Below are 15,404 nucleotides of genomic sequence, written 5' to 3' on the forward strand. Positions count from 1 at the left end.
ATAATAAAGAGGAAGTAAAAAGAGTGAAAAAGGAAGAAACATGCTGGACGATGTGCGAGGAATGCCAGGGACTTGGTAAAAAAAGCCAAAGGCTGAGCAAGAAAATACGACTTCGTTATCAGTTAGAATTAGAGCAATTTGAAAAGTCAGACAAACAGGGAACTGCACCAGTTCGGCCAAAGGCTCATAAAATTGTGTGTCCGAATTGCTCAGGATCCGGATTGATTTCTGCTGTAAATTTTCCCATAGCAGATACAGAAAATTATCCTCATGTTGCCATTATTGGTGGCGGAATAGGTGGTGTGGCTCTGGCTGTAGCTTGTTTGCACCGCAAAATTCCCTTTACCTTATTTGAACGTGATCATAATTTTGAAGCCCGGTCTCAGGGTTATGGACTTACGCTGCAGCAAGCCAGTAAAGCAATCAACGGATTAGGAATTTTTACTTTAAAAGATGGTGTAGTTTCAACCAGACATTTGGTTCATACTACAGAAGGAAAAGTAATTGGTGAATGGGGAGTACGAAAATGGATTCCGTCTGATACAAAAACATTTCAGAAACGTTCCAATATACATATTGCACGACAATCATTGCGTTTGGCATTGCTTGAGCAGCTTGGCGGAAATGATGTCGTGAAGTGGGGGCATCAATTAATAGATTTTAAAGACAACAAAGACGAAAGTATCGAGTTGAGCTTTCAGGTAAATGGAGAACTAAAACACGTTAAAACAGATCTTGTAGTTGGTGCAGATGGTATTCGCAGTGCTGTACGCAGGTTGTTGTTTGGTGAAGATGTTTTTCCTTTGCGTTATTTGGGTTGTATTGTAATATTGGGTATTTGTCCTTTGAGTGCGCTTGAAGGTCTGGATAATTCTTTGTTAGATTCGGCAACGGTATTTCAGACTGCAAATGGCAATGAGCGCATTTATATTATGCCTTATAAATCAGATTCGGTAATGTGGCAATTAAGTTTCCCGATGCCGGAAGAAGAAGCAAAAGCATTAAGCGCCAAAGGAACTAAAGCACTAAAAGATGAAGCTTGCCAAAGAACACAATGGCATGATCCAATTCCTCAAATCTTAGAAGCAACTCACGAAGCTCAAATTTCAGGTTATCCGGTATACGACCGTGAATTACTTCATGCAGAAGTCTTGAAGAAAGCAGGAAAAGCGACCTTAATTGGAGATGCTGCGCACCCAATGAGTCCGTTTAAAGGGCAGGGAGCCAATCAGGCCTTGCTGGATGCGCTTTCGCTGGCCCGAACCATCACCAAAGAATGCAGACCTTTGTCTAAATGGAGAGAAGCCGGACTTAGAGAAAGTGTATTGAATGTGTTTGAAGCAGAAATGCTAAAACGTAGTGCTGTAAAAGTAAAAGATTCTGCAGCTGCTGCAGAATTTCTTCATTCTGATATTGTACTTCATGAGGGCGATGAGCCGAGAGGACGCTGCTTAAAGAAAAGAGAATAAATATAAAAAGAGACTCGAAAGTCTCTTTTTGCATTATGTATCTTTTATAAAAGGTTATTTTCCTTTTAATAATTTTTCTAAATATTCGATTTTGTCTTTTTCTGCTTGGATCAAACGTTCATAAAGTTTTTCCTTTTCTTCGTAAAGTTCTACTACTTTATCAAGCGGATTAAAATTAGGTTGAATATTGATTGCACTTATTGTTGAGTTATCATGACTGCTGATAACATTTAATATAGTTTCGTCGCTATAGTTTTTAATAGCTTCTGCAGTTACACCTAGTGCTTTTGCAATTTCAGCCAGTTTAGTATCATCTATAGTTTCGCTGTTTTCAATAGTAGAAATTGTTTGCTGGCTAGTGCCTAAAGCTTGTGCCAATGCTTCCTGTTTCATATCACGAAGTTCGCGAATACGACTTATATTTCTTCCGATATGTTTTGGTCTTGATAGTGTGCTCATAATTCAAAGATAATAATTAAGTATAATAAACCGGAACTGTAAAAAACATAATTTAAACTGTGAGTTACAGAAATTCAAAACAAGCGCGAAACAAAAATACAATTTTTCGCACAAACAATAAATAAGAAATTAAGATTGCTACTCAAAATTAATTAATAAAAAGAATGGGTTGACCGTTTTTTGTTGTTGCAAACAGTTGTAGAATAACGTTTTGTAATTATTCGTACTTGGTTTTTGAACAATTCGTACTTATTTTTTTAAACGAATGCGTTCGACTTTTTTTATTCGGTCGCACACGAACGGCCTCTTTCGCAAATTTGTATCGAAATAAATTTCTAACCTAAAACACGATACAATGAAAACTTCATTAAAATTTTTAGCAGCACTATTAGTAATAAGCCATTTTTCTTTTGGACAAGATATTACCAAAAAGATTGATTCTATAGTAAAGGCCAATTATCAAAAAAATCCTAATATAGGTATGAGCATCGGTTTTATCAAAAATGACCAGGAATTTTATACCTCATATGGTAATTTGAATTCTGATGGAATAAGTAAAATTGATAAAAATTCGTTATTTGAGATTGCATCGATTACCAAAATCCTGACTGCAGATTTAATGGCGCAGGCAATTGTAGATCACAAAATAAAAGCGGATGATTATATCGATGCTTTTCTGCCTAAACAATATGTACTACATGAAAATCTAAAAAACAAAATAAAAATTTCGGACCTGGCATCTCATCAATCCGGATTACCTGATATTGATTTTGGGAAATTAATAGAACTTAATCCGCAACAACCGGTAAGTAATGTAACCGAAAAAACATTGACAGATATAGTTAATAGTTGTACAGAATTAAAAGATTATGGTAAGTATCGTTATTCTACTATTGGCTATACTTTGCTGGGACAAATAATAGAGAAAGTGTACAACAAAAGTTATGACGAAATTATAAGAGAAAAAATAATAGTGCCATTAAAAATGAAAACTACATTAACGAAAGATTTTAATGTAAAAAACAAAACAGAAGGTCATAATCCGGATGGAGGAGTTCAGGAATTCTTTAACTGGAATGTTACTGCACCGGCAGGTTTAGTAAAATCTAACGCTTCGGATATGGTTAAGTATTTAAAAGCAGTTTTAAACAAAGAGACCAAAGTGGGTAAAGCAGCTTTAATTACAGAACAAATTTTCTATAAAGATGAAAAGCGCGAATTAGGATTAGGAGTCAACATTGTTACAGATGATAAAAACACATTGTATATGAAATCGGGTGATTCTATGGGACAATCTTCTATTGTATGTTACAACAGAACTAAAAATTGGGGAATCATCATTCTTCTAAACCAAAGAAACTCAAAGTTGAGACAAAACCTCTTAAATGAAATTTGCGATACAGTTTTGAAATAAATAAAGAACCATAAATATAAGGACCGTTATTATTGTCCGATTTAGAAATAAAAAAACTCCTCAAGAAAATTGAGGAGTTTTTTTATAAACTTGTTTGCGTGTATTTTTACATTATCTCAAAAGTTTTTCTATTTTTAAACTTTAATGTAATAAACTCTAACCTTGCTTAAGGTCTTAATGTACAGTAGCGTTTAGTAGTTAAAGCAATCGAATAAAATTTTTAGAATGGAATCATTAATAGAATATTTTGCAAAACTAGGTTTTTCAGAAGATGCTTTAACTGAATTTTTGAGTTGTATTAAAACACGAAAGTTTGCAGCAAATGAATCAATTCTTGTTCATGGGCAAATGGAAAATTTTTTATCTTTTGTTGATACAGGCGTAGTAAGATATTATGTAATTGCAAACGATAAAGAAATTACATTTGATTTTGCTTTCAAAGACTCCTTTTACTGTGCATATGATTCCTTTTATAATAGAACAAAAACTGAGGTTTATATTCAGGCATTAACAGAGTGTCAGCTATATTCTATATCGCACGAAAATTTACAGCGACTTTATGAAAAATGCGAAACAGCTAAAAAACTGGGCCGTATTGCTACCGAATATTTGCTGGATAAAAAAGTAAAAAGAGAATTAGATCTATTGACCAAAACACCTCAGGAGCGATACGAGAAGTTGTTGTTTGAGCAGCCTAAATACATTCGACAAATTCCATTAAAATACCTTGCTTCCTATATTGGCATAGTGCCGGAAACTCTAAGCAGAATCAGAAAACGCATTTCTTGACCAAAGTCAATTTCCGGACCATTTATTAAACTCAGCTTTGTATAATCATTTTAACAATTAAAATTGAAATACAAATGAAAGTTACAATTACACATATTGACACTGCCTGCGTGTTGATAAACATTAATGGATATAAAATTTTAACAGATCCTACCTTAGATAAAAAGGATGGTTTTTTTCCGCAGTATGTCAGCAGTCCTATGGCATTTTCAAAAAAGTATATTAGTCCTTTTTTATCAATCGAAGAAATAGGAAAAGTAGATTTGGTTTTATTAAGCCACGATCATCATAGTGATAATTTAGATAAAAAAGGCAGAGCTTTTATTAAAACTGTTCCAGTTGTTCTTTCAACAAAAGATGCGGTAAGACGTTTGAAAAATACCAATACAATTGGTCTTGATAACTGGCAGGAATATCAGGTTGAAACAGAAAAAGTAAAGAGTTTAAAAATTACTGCTATACCGGCTCAACATACCAATATCAAACGACTGGATAAAATTATGGGTAAGGTTATAGGTTTTACTTTAGAGTGGGGAGGACAAACAAACGGTTGTATGTATATTTCTGGAGATACAGTACTTTTTGACGGATTGTATGAACTGGAACAAAAGAAAAAAGTTGATATCGCAATTTTACATTTAGGAGCCGGCGCATTCCCATATTTAAAAAAGAATCTAAGAGTAACCATGAATGGTAAAGAAGCAATTGCAACCACTCAGCTTTTAAATCCAAGTATTGTAATTCCTATACATTATGAAGGATGGTGGCATTTTAAACAATCGGTAAAGTCATTAAAAAGCGAAATTGAAAGATCGGAACTAAATGAAAAATTTCTATGGCTTAAAAGCGGTACCGAAACCTTTCTTTCAGAATAATATCTTCAATACTACAAAAAAACTCCTTTAGAAATTAAGTAGTTTTTTAATGATACATACGATTCTGTTTTTTACAAGTGATGTTGTATTTTTTAGGGAAAGGATAATGGCTAATGAGGAACAATTATTTATCGGGAAAAAACTTATATTCGCGAATGTTTTTAAAAATTGAAAACGAAAGAAATATTTCAAATCTCAAATCTTAAAATAAATGAAAAAAGTAATTTGTTCTTTAATAGTAACAATGCTCACAATTTGTGCTTATTCGCAGGAAATTAAAATAAAGAATGACGAAGTTAAACTTGATGAAAAAATCGTTGCCTACATTACCGGTAAAAAACCAAGTTTACAAATTTTAAGTTTAGACAAACAGTACACAGTAAATGCCGAATTGAAATTTTTGGAGTCTACAGGAAAAAGATGGATGGTTTTGAAAAGTTTGAAAACTGAAAAAACAAATGAGGCTGATTATAAAAAGTTTAATCCGTTAAATCAACAAAAAAGTGTAATTGAAGCTTTTATTGATAAAGGGTTTTTAAGTGCAGACGGACTAAATACGGAAGCAATTGAAAGTTTTATAAACGGAGCATATTCAGGAATTTCTGACAACATAAAAGCTGAAGCCAATGCAGCTGCCGACAAGAAAAATAAAATTGCAAGCTATAAGATTTCGATTGATGATGCTGGTGCTGTTTTCAGCGGACAAAATAAAATTGGAACCGTAAAAATTGCCAGAACAAATAGTTCAGGAATACAAAGCTACGAGGTTCTTGATTTAGACGGGTTCGTTATCGCGACCTGGTACAATATGAGCAGCATGCATCCGGGTTATAATAAAGCGCTGTACGAAGAACTAATTACATTTGATGGAAAAGTGATGAAAGTAAAACCGGATACTTTTGGAACTCTTCAATATAAAATGAGTACAGATAAAACGGCTTTGAATATTGTTGGAGAATTGATAGGTAATGACTATGTTTTACAACATCAGGGAGCGGCTGCTAAAGATGTAGCGAAACAGGAAAAGTTGAAAGCTGATCAGGAAATAGCAGCAAAAGAAAAAGAAGCTGATAACAGAATCTACGAGCAAAAACCTTTTGCTATGGACGAGAAAAAGGCAATCAGAATTATTGAATACATGTTGGAAGCAAGATTTGCAGGAAGTAGTTTTAGCCCGGAAGCACAATATATTATGGAGAATAATAAAGTTGTCGGAAAAAAATATCCATCACACGGTAATTCAAATTACAGCTATTATGAAATTAGATTAAATTTTGAAAATAACCTGATTAAAAATGCCAGCTTCGTGACGCGCGACAGTAATAAACCTATTTTGTTGGAATTTCAAAATAATACTATTACTCGTGTTGTTTATAAGGATTATAATGTAGATTATAAATTGCAATATGAAGTTAATAAAGTAACTCTCTTCGGTAAAGAAAAAGAAGCTGAGAGGACTTTTGTTTTAGAATTGGATGGAGACAAAACAAAATCTATTGTTGAAACAGTAAAACTTGATAAGCCATTCACAAAACCTTATGTTAGCGAAACTTCGAAATTTACATTCGATGCGGATTCTTACACCAGAGATAATATCATTTATAAAAGAGAAAAAGCAGCTGAAGATAAAAACATTCTACAAAGATCTGTTGATAGATATTCTAAAGTAAGCAAGAATGTATATAAGACTGAAAATCTTGAAAATGGAATGAAAATGGATAAAAGTAGGGGCCTTGTAAAAATTTCTACATATGATGATTTGGACAGAATTTCAAAAGAAGAAGGCGCTTCTAATTATGGAAAATTTGTTAGAACCTATTTTTATTCGGATAACAAAACCTATGATTATGTGAAAGATATTTTGGTTAGTGAAAATGAAAAAGGCATTAAAGAAACCAGCATCTCAATTGTAAAAGATATGCCTAAAGTAAATGATACTGTAAAAGATTATGAATGGAGACATGGTTATTATACTCTTGATGCTAATAACGATTTGATTTCAGAGAACAGAGACGGAAAACACCGTACAAAAGTTAATGGTGTTTGGTCGGATTGGAAATATAATGAAATGTAAAATAACCCGTTTTTAAAGACTAGAAGAAACTCCATTAGTAATAATGGAGTTTTTTTATGCGAATAATTTGTAAGTCTGTGTATGTTTCCTAGGCTTGAAATGGTTTTTGTATCTCGTTTGCTGTATTTTAAAAACTTTAAAAGTAAAAAGAATTAGTATATTTGCAACTCAAAAGTATAGACTATACTCTATACTTTATTGTTTTTATAAAAAGAATAAAATTATGCTTATAAACGAATTATCAAAAAAAACGGGACTGTCAATTCATACTATTAGGTATTATGAAAACTTAGGAATGATCAAGGGGTTGACTAATGAAGAGGTGAAATCTAATAATTATAAATATTACGATGATAATGCTGTTGAGCGTTTGGAAATCATTATAGAAGCAAGAGAAGTCGGATTTACTTTGGCAGAAATAAAAAAGATATTGACTACCTGGTTTGAAAGCACTGATTCGAAACCGGAAACACTTGAACTTTTTCAGGAAAAAATAAAAGAGATCGATGATAAAATGAGATATTTCAAACAGACCAAGAAGCTTCTTGAAAAAGTATGTGAGAAATTACAAAATAATGATTAAGAGTAAGTAAATTATCGATCGACGAAATCTGAAAGTGTATAATGAAGAAAAACTCCATTTGAAAAATGGAGTTTTTATAGTTTGTTTCGTCTTGAGAAAGTTAGCAGTTTAAATTTTTAAACTAATATTAGTTCTTAACTAATTTACGGATGAACTAATAAAGCGATTATACTCTTTAATTTTGCTTTTTAATCTATCTGCTAAATAGGTGTTACCATCTTTAAGCTCATTCCATATAATTTCAGCTTCTTCAACATATTTTAGTTTTTTTTCATCATTCCAGTAATATGGAGGTTCGTACAAATTACAGATTCTATCTGCCATTTTTACGGCCCAGACTTCTATAGGTTGTTGTTTAATTCTGCTTAAACTGTCAAGCATTTTTTCAAGAGAATCCTTAATTTCATCATTCTTGGTTAATGCCAAAACTCCAGAAGCGACTTCACTTCCAAATAGATTATCTACTTTTTTATAATTAAATGCCGTGTCTTCTATAGTGTCATGAAGCATTGCACATTTAACGGCCAAATCTGTGTTCATGTTTTCTGTTAAAAGGCTGGCATTTAAAACCTCAAAAACAACACTTCCGATATGATTGATGTATTCAACCCTTTCTCCTTCATTTCTTCCGCCATATTTTTGTCCGTCATGAAGTTTTGAAACCAATTGCCATGCATTCTGAATTTCGTCTATTGACCAGTCTTTCTGTTGTTTCATATTATAGTAATGGTTTTTTTGATTGATTGTAATTTATGGCTTTTTTTAAATATTTGCAACATTCCAATCTTTATCCTGCAGCATATATTGCTATATTAGCTAAATAAACATCAGGATGTTATTAGAATAGCCTGATAAAGAATAATAGAAGTAATACCAATAAGTTAGATTTTTACAATGCAGGAAATTTTAGAAATTAAAGAATTAAATACAGAAGATATAAAATTTCTTAAAGGAGAATTGAAAAAAACATATGTATTCTTATTTTGTTTATCACTGTTTTCTATTGTATTGCCGGGATATCTTATTTATCTGATTTTTACTAATCCTGATATCGAAGATGGAGGATTTGCAGTCCTGATGGTAATAATAGTTTTTGGTTTTTGGACTTATGTCGGCATCAATGGAATGATAAAGAGCAGAGAGGAAAAACAGGGTTTGTTATTGCAGAAAAAGATAGAAGGAAATGTAAAAGTTGTGAAAAAAGAGATAGTAACCAATGAAGGCCATGACTCGGATACACTTTCTCATGAAATAACAATTTATTCTCAGATTGAAGAGAAATACAGGAATATTTCAATTTATAAAAAAGATTATGATAAAATCGAGGTTGGAGATTTTATGAGGATTACGTACTTTACAGACAATACTTCTATAAAAGCATTAATTTTTAAGGAGCAAAATTTAAAGTACAAGTCTTTTACCAGCACAAAAGCTTTTGATAAATAATAATCAATTCTCTCTTGGTGTGAGCGACCTACTCGCACAAGCTAGAGGAGGTTTGTAAAAAGTTAAATGTTTTTTCGAATAAAAATCAGAATAACTTTAAAGGGGTAATTCAATTCTAAATTGGTGGCTACTACTTTTCTTTAAGTATAGATTGTATTGATCTGCTAATTTTAATTAAAATTTTACCAGAGTTTTTTTAAGCAATGTTATGCCAATAATGTTCGCATCCATTTTTACACACAGTTTCACGTCTATCGGTGTCTGTAATTTTGAAAATCCAGAGAAGCGAGATAATTATTTTATCATATTCGCTTTCGGGTAATTCGCTTAATTTCGTAAAGGCAATTTTAGTTGAAAATTTGTTAAGTATAATAATCGGAGTAAAAGTTTGTTTGATAGGAATAGTGATAATTGCTTTTTGATAGGAGTCAGAATTATAATTGGATTTATCCAGAATAGAATTAAAAATGAAATTTTTTAGGGTTTTAAATGTTTCTTTAAAATCGAATTCAGAACTGTTTAAGATTAATTTTAGACCATCGTTAAATTCTATTTTGTCCTGAGCTATTAAATTTATTTGTTTTTCTATTGCAGTCATTTTAGGTAAGGATCAAGTTCTATGGGAAACACCCCAATAGTGCTGATTTGAAATTCGCACTCATAAAAATAAGTAAAAAGTATAAGATAAAAAAAACTCCTTAATTTCTCAAAGAGTTTTTTGTGGGGGATGAGGGGTTCGAACCCCTGACCCCATCTGATGAAAAATCGGAATGCTCTGAATCAGCTGAGCTAATTTTTAAATTGTGAAATTCATAAATGTATATAAATTAAAAAGCCTGCTAATCTTAGGATTTAGAGATTTTATCGCGTTTTTACATCTTTCCGAATAAGCATAAAAAAAAGTCCTAATTTTCATTAGGACTTTTTTGTGGGGAGAGCAGGATTCGAACCTGCGAAGTTCACACAGCAGATTTACAGTCTGCCCTCGTTGGCCGCTTGAGTATCTCCCCAAGTTTGAGTGTGGATCTATAAATCCGTGGACACTTGGAAAAGTGTAAAAAAAAACTCCTTAATTTCTCAAGGAGTTTTTGTGGGCGATGAGGGGTTCGAACCCCCGACCCCCTCGGTGTAAACGAGGTGCTCTGAACCAGCTGAGCTAATCGCCCTATTTTACTAGGTTGCTATCATTTTGTGATTGCGAGTGCAAATATACGCTAGTTTTTGAGTTCTGCAAAGAAAACACATAAAAAAATTAAAGTTTTTTTAATGTGTTTTCTATCTTATTGATGCAGAATTTGTTATAAAAGTATATTTTTTGGTTATTTTTTATTTTGAGACCGATGGAATGTTTCTATAAATGTAATCGGCGTGTTTTCCGGTGAAAGATTTCTCCAGTTCATCAAAAAAAGCATCTGCATCTTTCTCATTTGGCCAGGTCGATTTGATTAATTCGTCTATTTTATCATTTGATTTTTCCATATCCGATAAAGAATCATAAAAAAACGCTTCCATAAAATCGGTACTGTTAGATCCCCATGCATGACGGAATGGATAATAGGCTTTTATATACGGATCTTTGAAAGTGATTTTGTCATTAAATTCTTTTGCATTTTTTCCGTCACCTTTCATGCTCATCTGAGATCTCCGAATGTAAACAATCATTGGTTTTTTGGTTTCGTCCTTATAAGGTTTTTCGCCAACAGAGGTAATGCTTTGATAAATTTCATCAGAATGTTGTGGTGTAAAAAATGAGTTGTACTTATCAAAAAAAGCTTTTCTGGTTTTTTCGTCCGGCCATGCTTTTTTAGCGAGTTCATCACTTAATGCATTTGCTTTCTCTATATCTTCCCAGGATTTGTAAACACTTACCTGAACAATTTCGGTATTGTCGTCTGTATAGTAATGAGTCAGAATTTCCGAACCAATAATAAGATCATTTTTGCTGGTCACTTTGTCAAAGTATTCCTGCTCTGTCGCTTTCCAGTCTTTAGCCTTTGCATCGAGACTGCGATGCAGTGTAGTCATGGTGATAAAGACTGGTTTTTCTTTTTCCTGTGCATTTCCGGGAATGCACGCCAGAGTTATCCATAGGACAAGCCCCAGAAGTTTTCTTCTTTTTTTCATGATATAAATTTGTTTGGTTATTAAAAAAACTATACAAATTTAAAACATTAAAAATCAAGCTTTTATGGTTTTTGAGTAAAGTTTTACTCCCGGTTTTATGTCAAATTTTAATTGTCTTTATTTAACGGGAGTTCCGCTACTACAAACGTACTTCCGCCTACATAAATGAAATCATTTCTTGTAGCTTTTTTCTTTGCATCCAGAAATGCTTTTTCGACCGAATCGTATTTTTCTCCAATTAAATCATGCTTTTTAGCAGTATCCTGCAATATTTCGGTGCTTAATCCCCTTGAAGAATCGGGTCTGCAGAAATAATAATGCGCTTTTTTGGGGAAGAGTGGTAAAATTGAATCAAGGTCTTTATCATTTACAACACCAAGAACAATATGTAAATTATCAAAAGTTTCTTTCTGAATTTGATTCATAACAACAGCCAATCCGTGTTTGTTGTGTGCTGTATCGCAAATGATTTTTGGGTTTTCGCCAAGTTGTTGCCATCTGCCTTGCAAACCGGTGTTTTTTACTACATGTAATAATCCTGATTTTAAACTTTCATCAGCAACTTTAAAGTTTGTTGTTTCGTTTAAAATCTGAATGGTTTGTTGAACTGTTTTTTTATTATGAAACTGGTAGTCTCCAATTAAGTCCGAAGGAAAAACTTCAGAAATTAAATCAGTAGCAAAGTAAATCGGGGCTTTATTTTCTTCGGCTTTTGCTAAAAAAACGGGTTGTGTTTCGTTGGTATATTCACCAATAACAACAGGAGTATTTGATTTAATAATTCCGGCTTTTTCACCCGCAATTAAGGCAGGTGTATTTCCTAAAAACTGAGTATGGTCTAAATCTATATTAGTAATTACAGAAACCAAAGGAGTTATAATGTTTGTAGCATCAAGTCTTCCGCCAAGACCAACTTCGATAATGGCAATATCAACTTTTTCTGAAGCGAAATAATCAAAAGCCAGACCAACAGACATTTCGAAGAAACTCATATCATTGGCTTCAAAAAAGTTTTTGTGTTTGCCAATAAATTCAATAACAAAATCCTCCGAAATCTCTTCACCATTTATCCTGATTCGTTCTCTAAAATCCTTTAAATGTGGTGAAGTGTATAATCCCACTTTATATCCTGCTTCCTGTAATACAGAGGCCAACATGTGCGAAGTTGAACCTTTTCCGTTTGTTCCCGCAACGTGAATGCATTTTAAATGGTTTTCAGGATTACCAAGATGTGCTGCCAGTAACTTAATATTGGTTAAATCTTCTTTATATGCCGAAGCGCCTTGCAGCTGGTACATTGGGAGTTGATTAAACATCCAATTGGTAGTCTCTTGATAGTTCATTTAATTTGGATAAAATGGTTGTTGATTGAAATAATTTTCGATTTTTGTAGTTTAATATTACAGCGAAAATTATCTTTAGTGCAAATTTCAAATAATTTTTAGAATTAATCATAAAAACCAGAATTAAAATATGTTTAGCTACATTCAATTACAAACAGATACAATTGCAAACGCTGCATCTAACGTAGTTATCGAAAAAATCGCTCCAAATAACGAAATCTCAGTATTAGGTTTTATCCTAAAAGGAGGTGTCTTCCTGATTCCAATTGCTATTTTATTGTTTTACACTATATATGTCATCTTTGAGCGCTATATGTATATTAGTAAAGCTTCCAGAATTGACAGTCGATTAATGCAGGATGTTGGGGATAAATTGAATGCAGGAAATATCGAGTTGGCAAGAACAATTGTAGAAAGAAGTAATACTGCAGCTGGAAATATTCTGAAAGAAGGCGTTCTTGTAATTGGAAGACCAATTGCAGAAATAGAATCAAATATGGACCGCGCCGCCGATATTGAAATTGGTGAAATGGAAAAGCATTTGGGGCATCTGGGACTTATAGCTGGTATTGCGCCAACCTTGGGATTTATTGGAACTATTTCGGGAGTTATTAAGATTTTCTACAGTATCTCGGTTACAGAGAATATTAGTATCGGAAATATTTCGGGAGGTTTATATGAGAAAATGATTAGTTCCGGGTCCGGACTAATTGTGGGTATTATTGCGTACAGTGCGTACCACTTGCTGAACGGAAAAATTGATAATTTTGCTTTAAAGATTCAGAAACAAATATTAGAGTTTGTCAATATAATTCAAAGAGCATAAGCTATGTCGATTAAGAGAAAAAGAAGATTTCACGCTGAGGTTGCCACTTCGTCTTTAAGTGATATTATGTTTTTCCTGTTGTTGTTTTTTCTTATTATTTCAACACTGGCAAATCCTAATGTTATTAAAATGACATTGCCGAAAGCCAAAGCGAATGAAAAAACCAATAAACAGTTAATTAGTTTATCGGTTACAGAAGATAAAAAGTTTTACATTGACAAAGAACCGGTTGATTTCGAGAATCTGGAAACCAGCTTAATGTCAAAAATAGGAACGGATAAAGAACAAACGGTTGTAGTTAGAATTCCGTTTAATTTGCAGGTTCAGGATTTAGTAGATGTTTTACAAATAGGAGTGAAGAACAATTTGAAGTTTGTAATTGCTACAAGTCCGAAGTAAATTAATCAGTAGGGCGTGACCACAATAAAAAAATGGGCTAATCAGCATAACGTTGATTCGCCCATTTTTTTATTGCGGTCGGGCTATCAGCGCTAATTCGGTAGCTTGCTTCTATCCCTCACGCAAACTCGTTGTTAATTTAGACCTGACAGGTTTTTAAAATCTGTCAGGTCTAAGTGAAGAAATAAACAACACAATCTTGTCATTTCGACCTAAGGGACAAATCTCATTCGTTGATCGATGTTGATTGGAGATTTGCTTTGCGGAATTACTTGTGTGTCCTTCGACTTTGCTCAGGATGACAACTAATCGTAAATTAGTAAAGACAATAAAAAAAGGCTTTCAGATTTTCTGAAAGCCTTTTTTTATGATAACAGATTTAGTGTAAATCTGTGAACTTCGTGTTTTAATTCAAACTAAAATTATAAATAATTTTCCCAACTTGCTTAACAGGAGCATCATTGTCAGATTCCCATTTAGTATTCATAGCGGCAATTCTTGCCTGATCTAATAAACAACTTGCTGTATTTGTAGTTCCTTTTATTCCTGCGGTTGCGCTTATTGTTTTTCCGTTTTGATCTACTGTTACTTCAACCACCACTTTTCCTTCTTCGTTGCAATTGTATTTTGGTGCCGGTTTCGATAATGCTTTTCGATTTCCTAAAGAGTATCCAGATCCACCACCAGAACCTCCGCCGCTTCCGGCTCCGTAACCGCTTCCGGTTCCAATTCCATGTCCTGTTCCGTTGCCGCCTCCGGTTCCTCCGCCAGAACCGCCACTTCCATAATAGCCATTAGAGCCTAGACTTCCGTTTGCTTTTCCTTTATTTCCGGCAACTTTATCATCTCCATCACCACCTTTATTAGAACCTTTCATAATACTTGCTAAAGCATCATTTGTTGAGTTAGAAACTTTTGGTTTTTCAGGAACAGGTTTTGCTTCCGGTTTTACAACGGGTGTTGGTTTCTTTGGTTTTTCTTTAGTGGGAATTACTACATCATTCTCAGCTGTTGTATTTTCCTGAGTTATAATTGCTTCTTCCGGTGCTGATTTTGCCGGAGTTTGTTTCGCGTTATTTTTTACATCCAGAACTTCACTTTTGTAATTAGCTCCCGAGCCCAGATCGCTGTCACCAAAATTTACGGTAACACCGCCACCGCCACCACCGCCATCAGCAAGTGCGACATTGTTTTCCGGATTGTAAGGAGGCCAAAAACGGATAAAAAACAACAATACAAGTATCACTGCATATATTGCTGTTGTGAAGAGTAATGATTTCTTTTGATCTGAAGAAATAGAGGAACTCATTTAATTCTGAATTTTGAAATGTATAATTTTAAAAACGTTTAAAAGTAGTAAAAATTGTTTAGAATGAAAGAGAGAATTTAACCGCAAAGAGCGCTAAGGTTAACGCAAAGTTCGCAAAGTTTTTTTCACGCAGATTTTACAGATTTAAGCAGATTTTTATTTTAAAATAAATCTGCGCTAATTTGCTTAAATCTATTTTAAATCTGCGTGAAACTAAAATCACAAAGTTTAAAATCCAAATAATCCTTTAATCTGTGGCAAAAGAAAGCGAGCTAAATTTTAGCTCGCTTAGAA

Annotated in this window: 15 protein-coding genes and 2 tRNA genes; 9 read left to right on the forward strand and 8 right to left on the reverse strand. The window is 33.3% G+C overall.

The genetic code is table 11. The annotated features are described in order from the left end of the window. Nucleotides 1–50 precede the first annotated feature (50 nt). A complete protein-coding gene (locus OLM51_RS05250; RefSeq protein ID WP_264554275.1) occupies nucleotides 51–1,469 on the forward strand; it encodes an FAD-dependent oxidoreductase in 1,419 nt (472 codons plus the stop codon). A 54-nt stretch (nucleotides 1,470–1,523) separates the two neighbouring features. Here OLM51_RS05250 and OLM51_RS05255 read toward each other — a convergent pair whose 3' ends face one another. Then, a complete protein-coding gene (locus OLM51_RS05255) occupies nucleotides 1,524–1,928 on the reverse strand; it encodes a helix-turn-helix domain-containing protein (protein WP_264553333.1) in 405 nt (134 codons plus the stop codon). A 355-nt stretch (nucleotides 1,929–2,283) separates the two neighbouring features. Between OLM51_RS05255 and OLM51_RS05260 the strand changes: the two genes are divergently transcribed. From OLM51_RS05260 to OLM51_RS05280, 5 genes are all read left to right on the forward strand, one after another. Further along, nucleotides 2,284–3,342 (forward strand): serine hydrolase domain-containing protein, encoded by a 1,059-nt coding sequence (locus OLM51_RS05260; protein ID WP_264553334.1) that lies wholly within the window; start codon nucleotides 2,284–2,286, stop codon nucleotides 3,340–3,342. A gap of 225 nt (nucleotides 3,343–3,567) precedes the next feature. Next, nucleotides 3,568–4,131, forward strand: a complete 564-nt coding sequence (locus tag OLM51_RS05265) for a Crp/Fnr family transcriptional regulator (RefSeq protein WP_264553335.1) — start codon at nucleotides 3,568–3,570, stop codon at nucleotides 4,129–4,131. Nucleotides 4,132–4,205: 74 nt separating this feature from the next. Continuing rightward, nucleotides 4,206–5,006: an MBL fold metallo-hydrolase gene (locus tag OLM51_RS05270; RefSeq protein WP_264553336.1), complete on the forward strand. Its 801-nt coding sequence runs from the start codon at nucleotides 4,206–4,208 to the stop codon at nucleotides 5,004–5,006. 211 nt (nucleotides 5,007–5,217) lie between these two features. After that, nucleotides 5,218–7,080, forward strand: coding sequence for a hypothetical protein (locus OLM51_RS05275; protein WP_264553337.1), 1,863 nt, complete (start codon nucleotides 5,218–5,220; stop codon nucleotides 7,078–7,080). A gap of 223 nt (nucleotides 7,081–7,303) precedes the next feature. Next, nucleotides 7,304–7,663: a MerR family transcriptional regulator gene (locus OLM51_RS05280; protein ID WP_264553338.1), complete on the forward strand. Its 360-nt coding sequence runs from the start codon at nucleotides 7,304–7,306 to the stop codon at nucleotides 7,661–7,663. Between the two features lie 138 nt (nucleotides 7,664–7,801). Here OLM51_RS05280 and OLM51_RS05285 read toward each other — a convergent pair whose 3' ends face one another. Beyond that, nucleotides 7,802–8,380: an HD domain-containing protein gene (locus OLM51_RS05285; RefSeq protein WP_264553339.1), complete on the reverse strand. Its 579-nt coding sequence runs from the start codon at nucleotides 8,378–8,380 to the stop codon at nucleotides 7,802–7,804. A 177-nt stretch (nucleotides 8,381–8,557) separates the two neighbouring features. On the opposite strand from OLM51_RS05285, the gene OLM51_RS05290 reads away from it, so the two are divergent. After that, the gene (locus OLM51_RS05290; protein ID WP_264553340.1) at nucleotides 8,558–9,109 is read left to right on the forward strand and encodes a hypothetical protein; all 552 of its coding nucleotides are present in this window, start codon (nucleotides 8,558–8,560) and stop codon (nucleotides 9,107–9,109) included. A 196-nt stretch (nucleotides 9,110–9,305) separates the two neighbouring features. Here OLM51_RS05290 and OLM51_RS05295 read toward each other — a convergent pair whose 3' ends face one another. From OLM51_RS05295 to OLM51_RS05315, 5 genes are all read right to left on the reverse strand, one after another. Next, nucleotides 9,306–9,707, reverse strand: a complete 402-nt coding sequence (locus OLM51_RS05295; protein ID WP_264553341.1) for a DUF5958 family protein — start codon at nucleotides 9,705–9,707, stop codon at nucleotides 9,306–9,308. 331 nt (nucleotides 9,708–10,038) lie between these two features. Further along, nucleotides 10,039–10,119: transfer RNA gene (locus tag OLM51_RS05300), tRNA-Tyr, on the reverse strand. Nucleotides 10,120–10,200: 81 nt separating this feature from the next. Next, nucleotides 10,201–10,275, reverse strand: a tRNA-Val gene (locus tag OLM51_RS05305). A gap of 160 nt (nucleotides 10,276–10,435) precedes the next feature. Further along, nucleotides 10,436–11,233, reverse strand: coding sequence for a hypothetical protein (locus OLM51_RS05310; protein ID WP_264553342.1), 798 nt, complete (start codon nucleotides 11,231–11,233; stop codon nucleotides 10,436–10,438). A 107-nt stretch (nucleotides 11,234–11,340) separates the two neighbouring features. Further along, nucleotides 11,341–12,576: a bifunctional folylpolyglutamate synthase/dihydrofolate synthase gene (locus tag OLM51_RS05315; RefSeq protein ID WP_264553343.1), complete on the reverse strand. Its 1,236-nt coding sequence runs from the start codon at nucleotides 12,574–12,576 to the stop codon at nucleotides 11,341–11,343. 130 nt (nucleotides 12,577–12,706) lie between these two features. Between OLM51_RS05315 and OLM51_RS05320 the strand changes: the two genes are divergently transcribed. Both OLM51_RS05320 and OLM51_RS05325 read left to right on the forward strand, forming a co-directional pair. Next, nucleotides 12,707–13,402 (forward strand): MotA/TolQ/ExbB proton channel family protein, encoded by a 696-nt coding sequence (locus OLM51_RS05320; protein WP_264553344.1) that lies wholly within the window; start codon nucleotides 12,707–12,709, stop codon nucleotides 13,400–13,402. A 3-nt stretch (nucleotides 13,403–13,405) separates the two neighbouring features. Further along, nucleotides 13,406–13,801 carry an ExbD/TolR family protein gene (locus tag OLM51_RS05325; RefSeq protein ID WP_026728937.1) on the forward strand — a complete coding sequence of 132 codons (396 nt, stop codon included), beginning with the start codon at nucleotides 13,406–13,408 and terminating at the stop codon, nucleotides 13,799–13,801. 406 nt (nucleotides 13,802–14,207) lie between these two features. Here OLM51_RS05325 and OLM51_RS05330 read toward each other — a convergent pair whose 3' ends face one another. Then, on the reverse strand, nucleotides 14,208–15,110 hold the full coding sequence (locus tag OLM51_RS05330) for an energy transducer TonB (protein ID WP_264553345.1): 903 nt from the start codon (nucleotides 15,108–15,110) through the stop codon (nucleotides 14,208–14,210). Nucleotides 15,111–15,404 lie beyond the last annotated feature (294 nt).

The organism is Flavobacterium sp. N2038 (assembly GCF_025947185.1).
Taxonomy (GTDB): Bacteria; Bacteroidota; Bacteroidia; order Flavobacteriales; family Flavobacteriaceae; genus Flavobacterium.

Excerpts from the sequence above, each read along its gene's own strand:
- OLM51_RS05265 (WP_264553335.1), top strand. The coding sequence starts at position 3,568 with ATGGAATCATTAATAGAATATTTTGCAAAACTAGGTTTTTCAGAAGAT.
- OLM51_RS05280 (WP_264553338.1), top strand. The coding sequence starts at position 7,304 with ATGCTTATAAACGAATTATCAAAAAAAACGGGACTGTCAATTCATACT.
- OLM51_RS05285 (WP_264553339.1), bottom strand. The coding sequence starts at position 8,380 with ATGAAACAACAGAAAGACTGGTCAATAGACGAAATTCAGAATGCATGG.
- OLM51_RS05330 (WP_264553345.1), bottom strand. The coding sequence starts at position 15,110 with ATGAGTTCCTCTATTTCTTCAGATCAAAAGAAATCATTACTCTTCACA.
- OLM51_RS05290 (WP_264553340.1), top strand. The coding sequence starts at position 8,558 with ATGCAGGAAATTTTAGAAATTAAAGAATTAAATACAGAAGATATAAAA.
- OLM51_RS05325 (WP_026728937.1), top strand. The coding sequence starts at position 13,406 with ATGTCGATTAAGAGAAAAAGAAGATTTCACGCTGAGGTTGCCACTTCG.
- OLM51_RS05275 (WP_264553337.1), top strand. The coding sequence starts at position 5,218 with ATGAAAAAAGTAATTTGTTCTTTAATAGTAACAATGCTCACAATTTGT.
- OLM51_RS05320 (WP_264553344.1), top strand. The coding sequence starts at position 12,707 with ATGTTTAGCTACATTCAATTACAAACAGATACAATTGCAAACGCTGCA.
- OLM51_RS05310 (WP_264553342.1), bottom strand. The coding sequence starts at position 11,233 with ATGAAAAAAAGAAGAAAACTTCTGGGGCTTGTCCTATGGATAACTCTG.
- OLM51_RS05315 (WP_264553343.1), bottom strand. The coding sequence starts at position 12,576 with ATGAACTATCAAGAGACTACCAATTGGATGTTTAATCAACTCCCAATG.
- OLM51_RS05250 (WP_264554275.1), top strand. The coding sequence starts at position 51 with ATGTGCGAGGAATGCCAGGGACTTGGTAAAAAAAGCCAAAGGCTGAGC.
- OLM51_RS05255 (WP_264553333.1), bottom strand. The coding sequence starts at position 1,928 with ATGAGCACACTATCAAGACCAAAACATATCGGAAGAAATATAAGTCGT.
- OLM51_RS05270 (WP_264553336.1), top strand. The coding sequence starts at position 4,206 with ATGAAAGTTACAATTACACATATTGACACTGCCTGCGTGTTGATAAAC.
- OLM51_RS05260 (WP_264553334.1), top strand. The coding sequence starts at position 2,284 with ATGAAAACTTCATTAAAATTTTTAGCAGCACTATTAGTAATAAGCCAT.
- OLM51_RS05295 (WP_264553341.1), bottom strand. The coding sequence starts at position 9,707 with ATGACTGCAATAGAAAAACAAATAAATTTAATAGCTCAGGACAAAATA.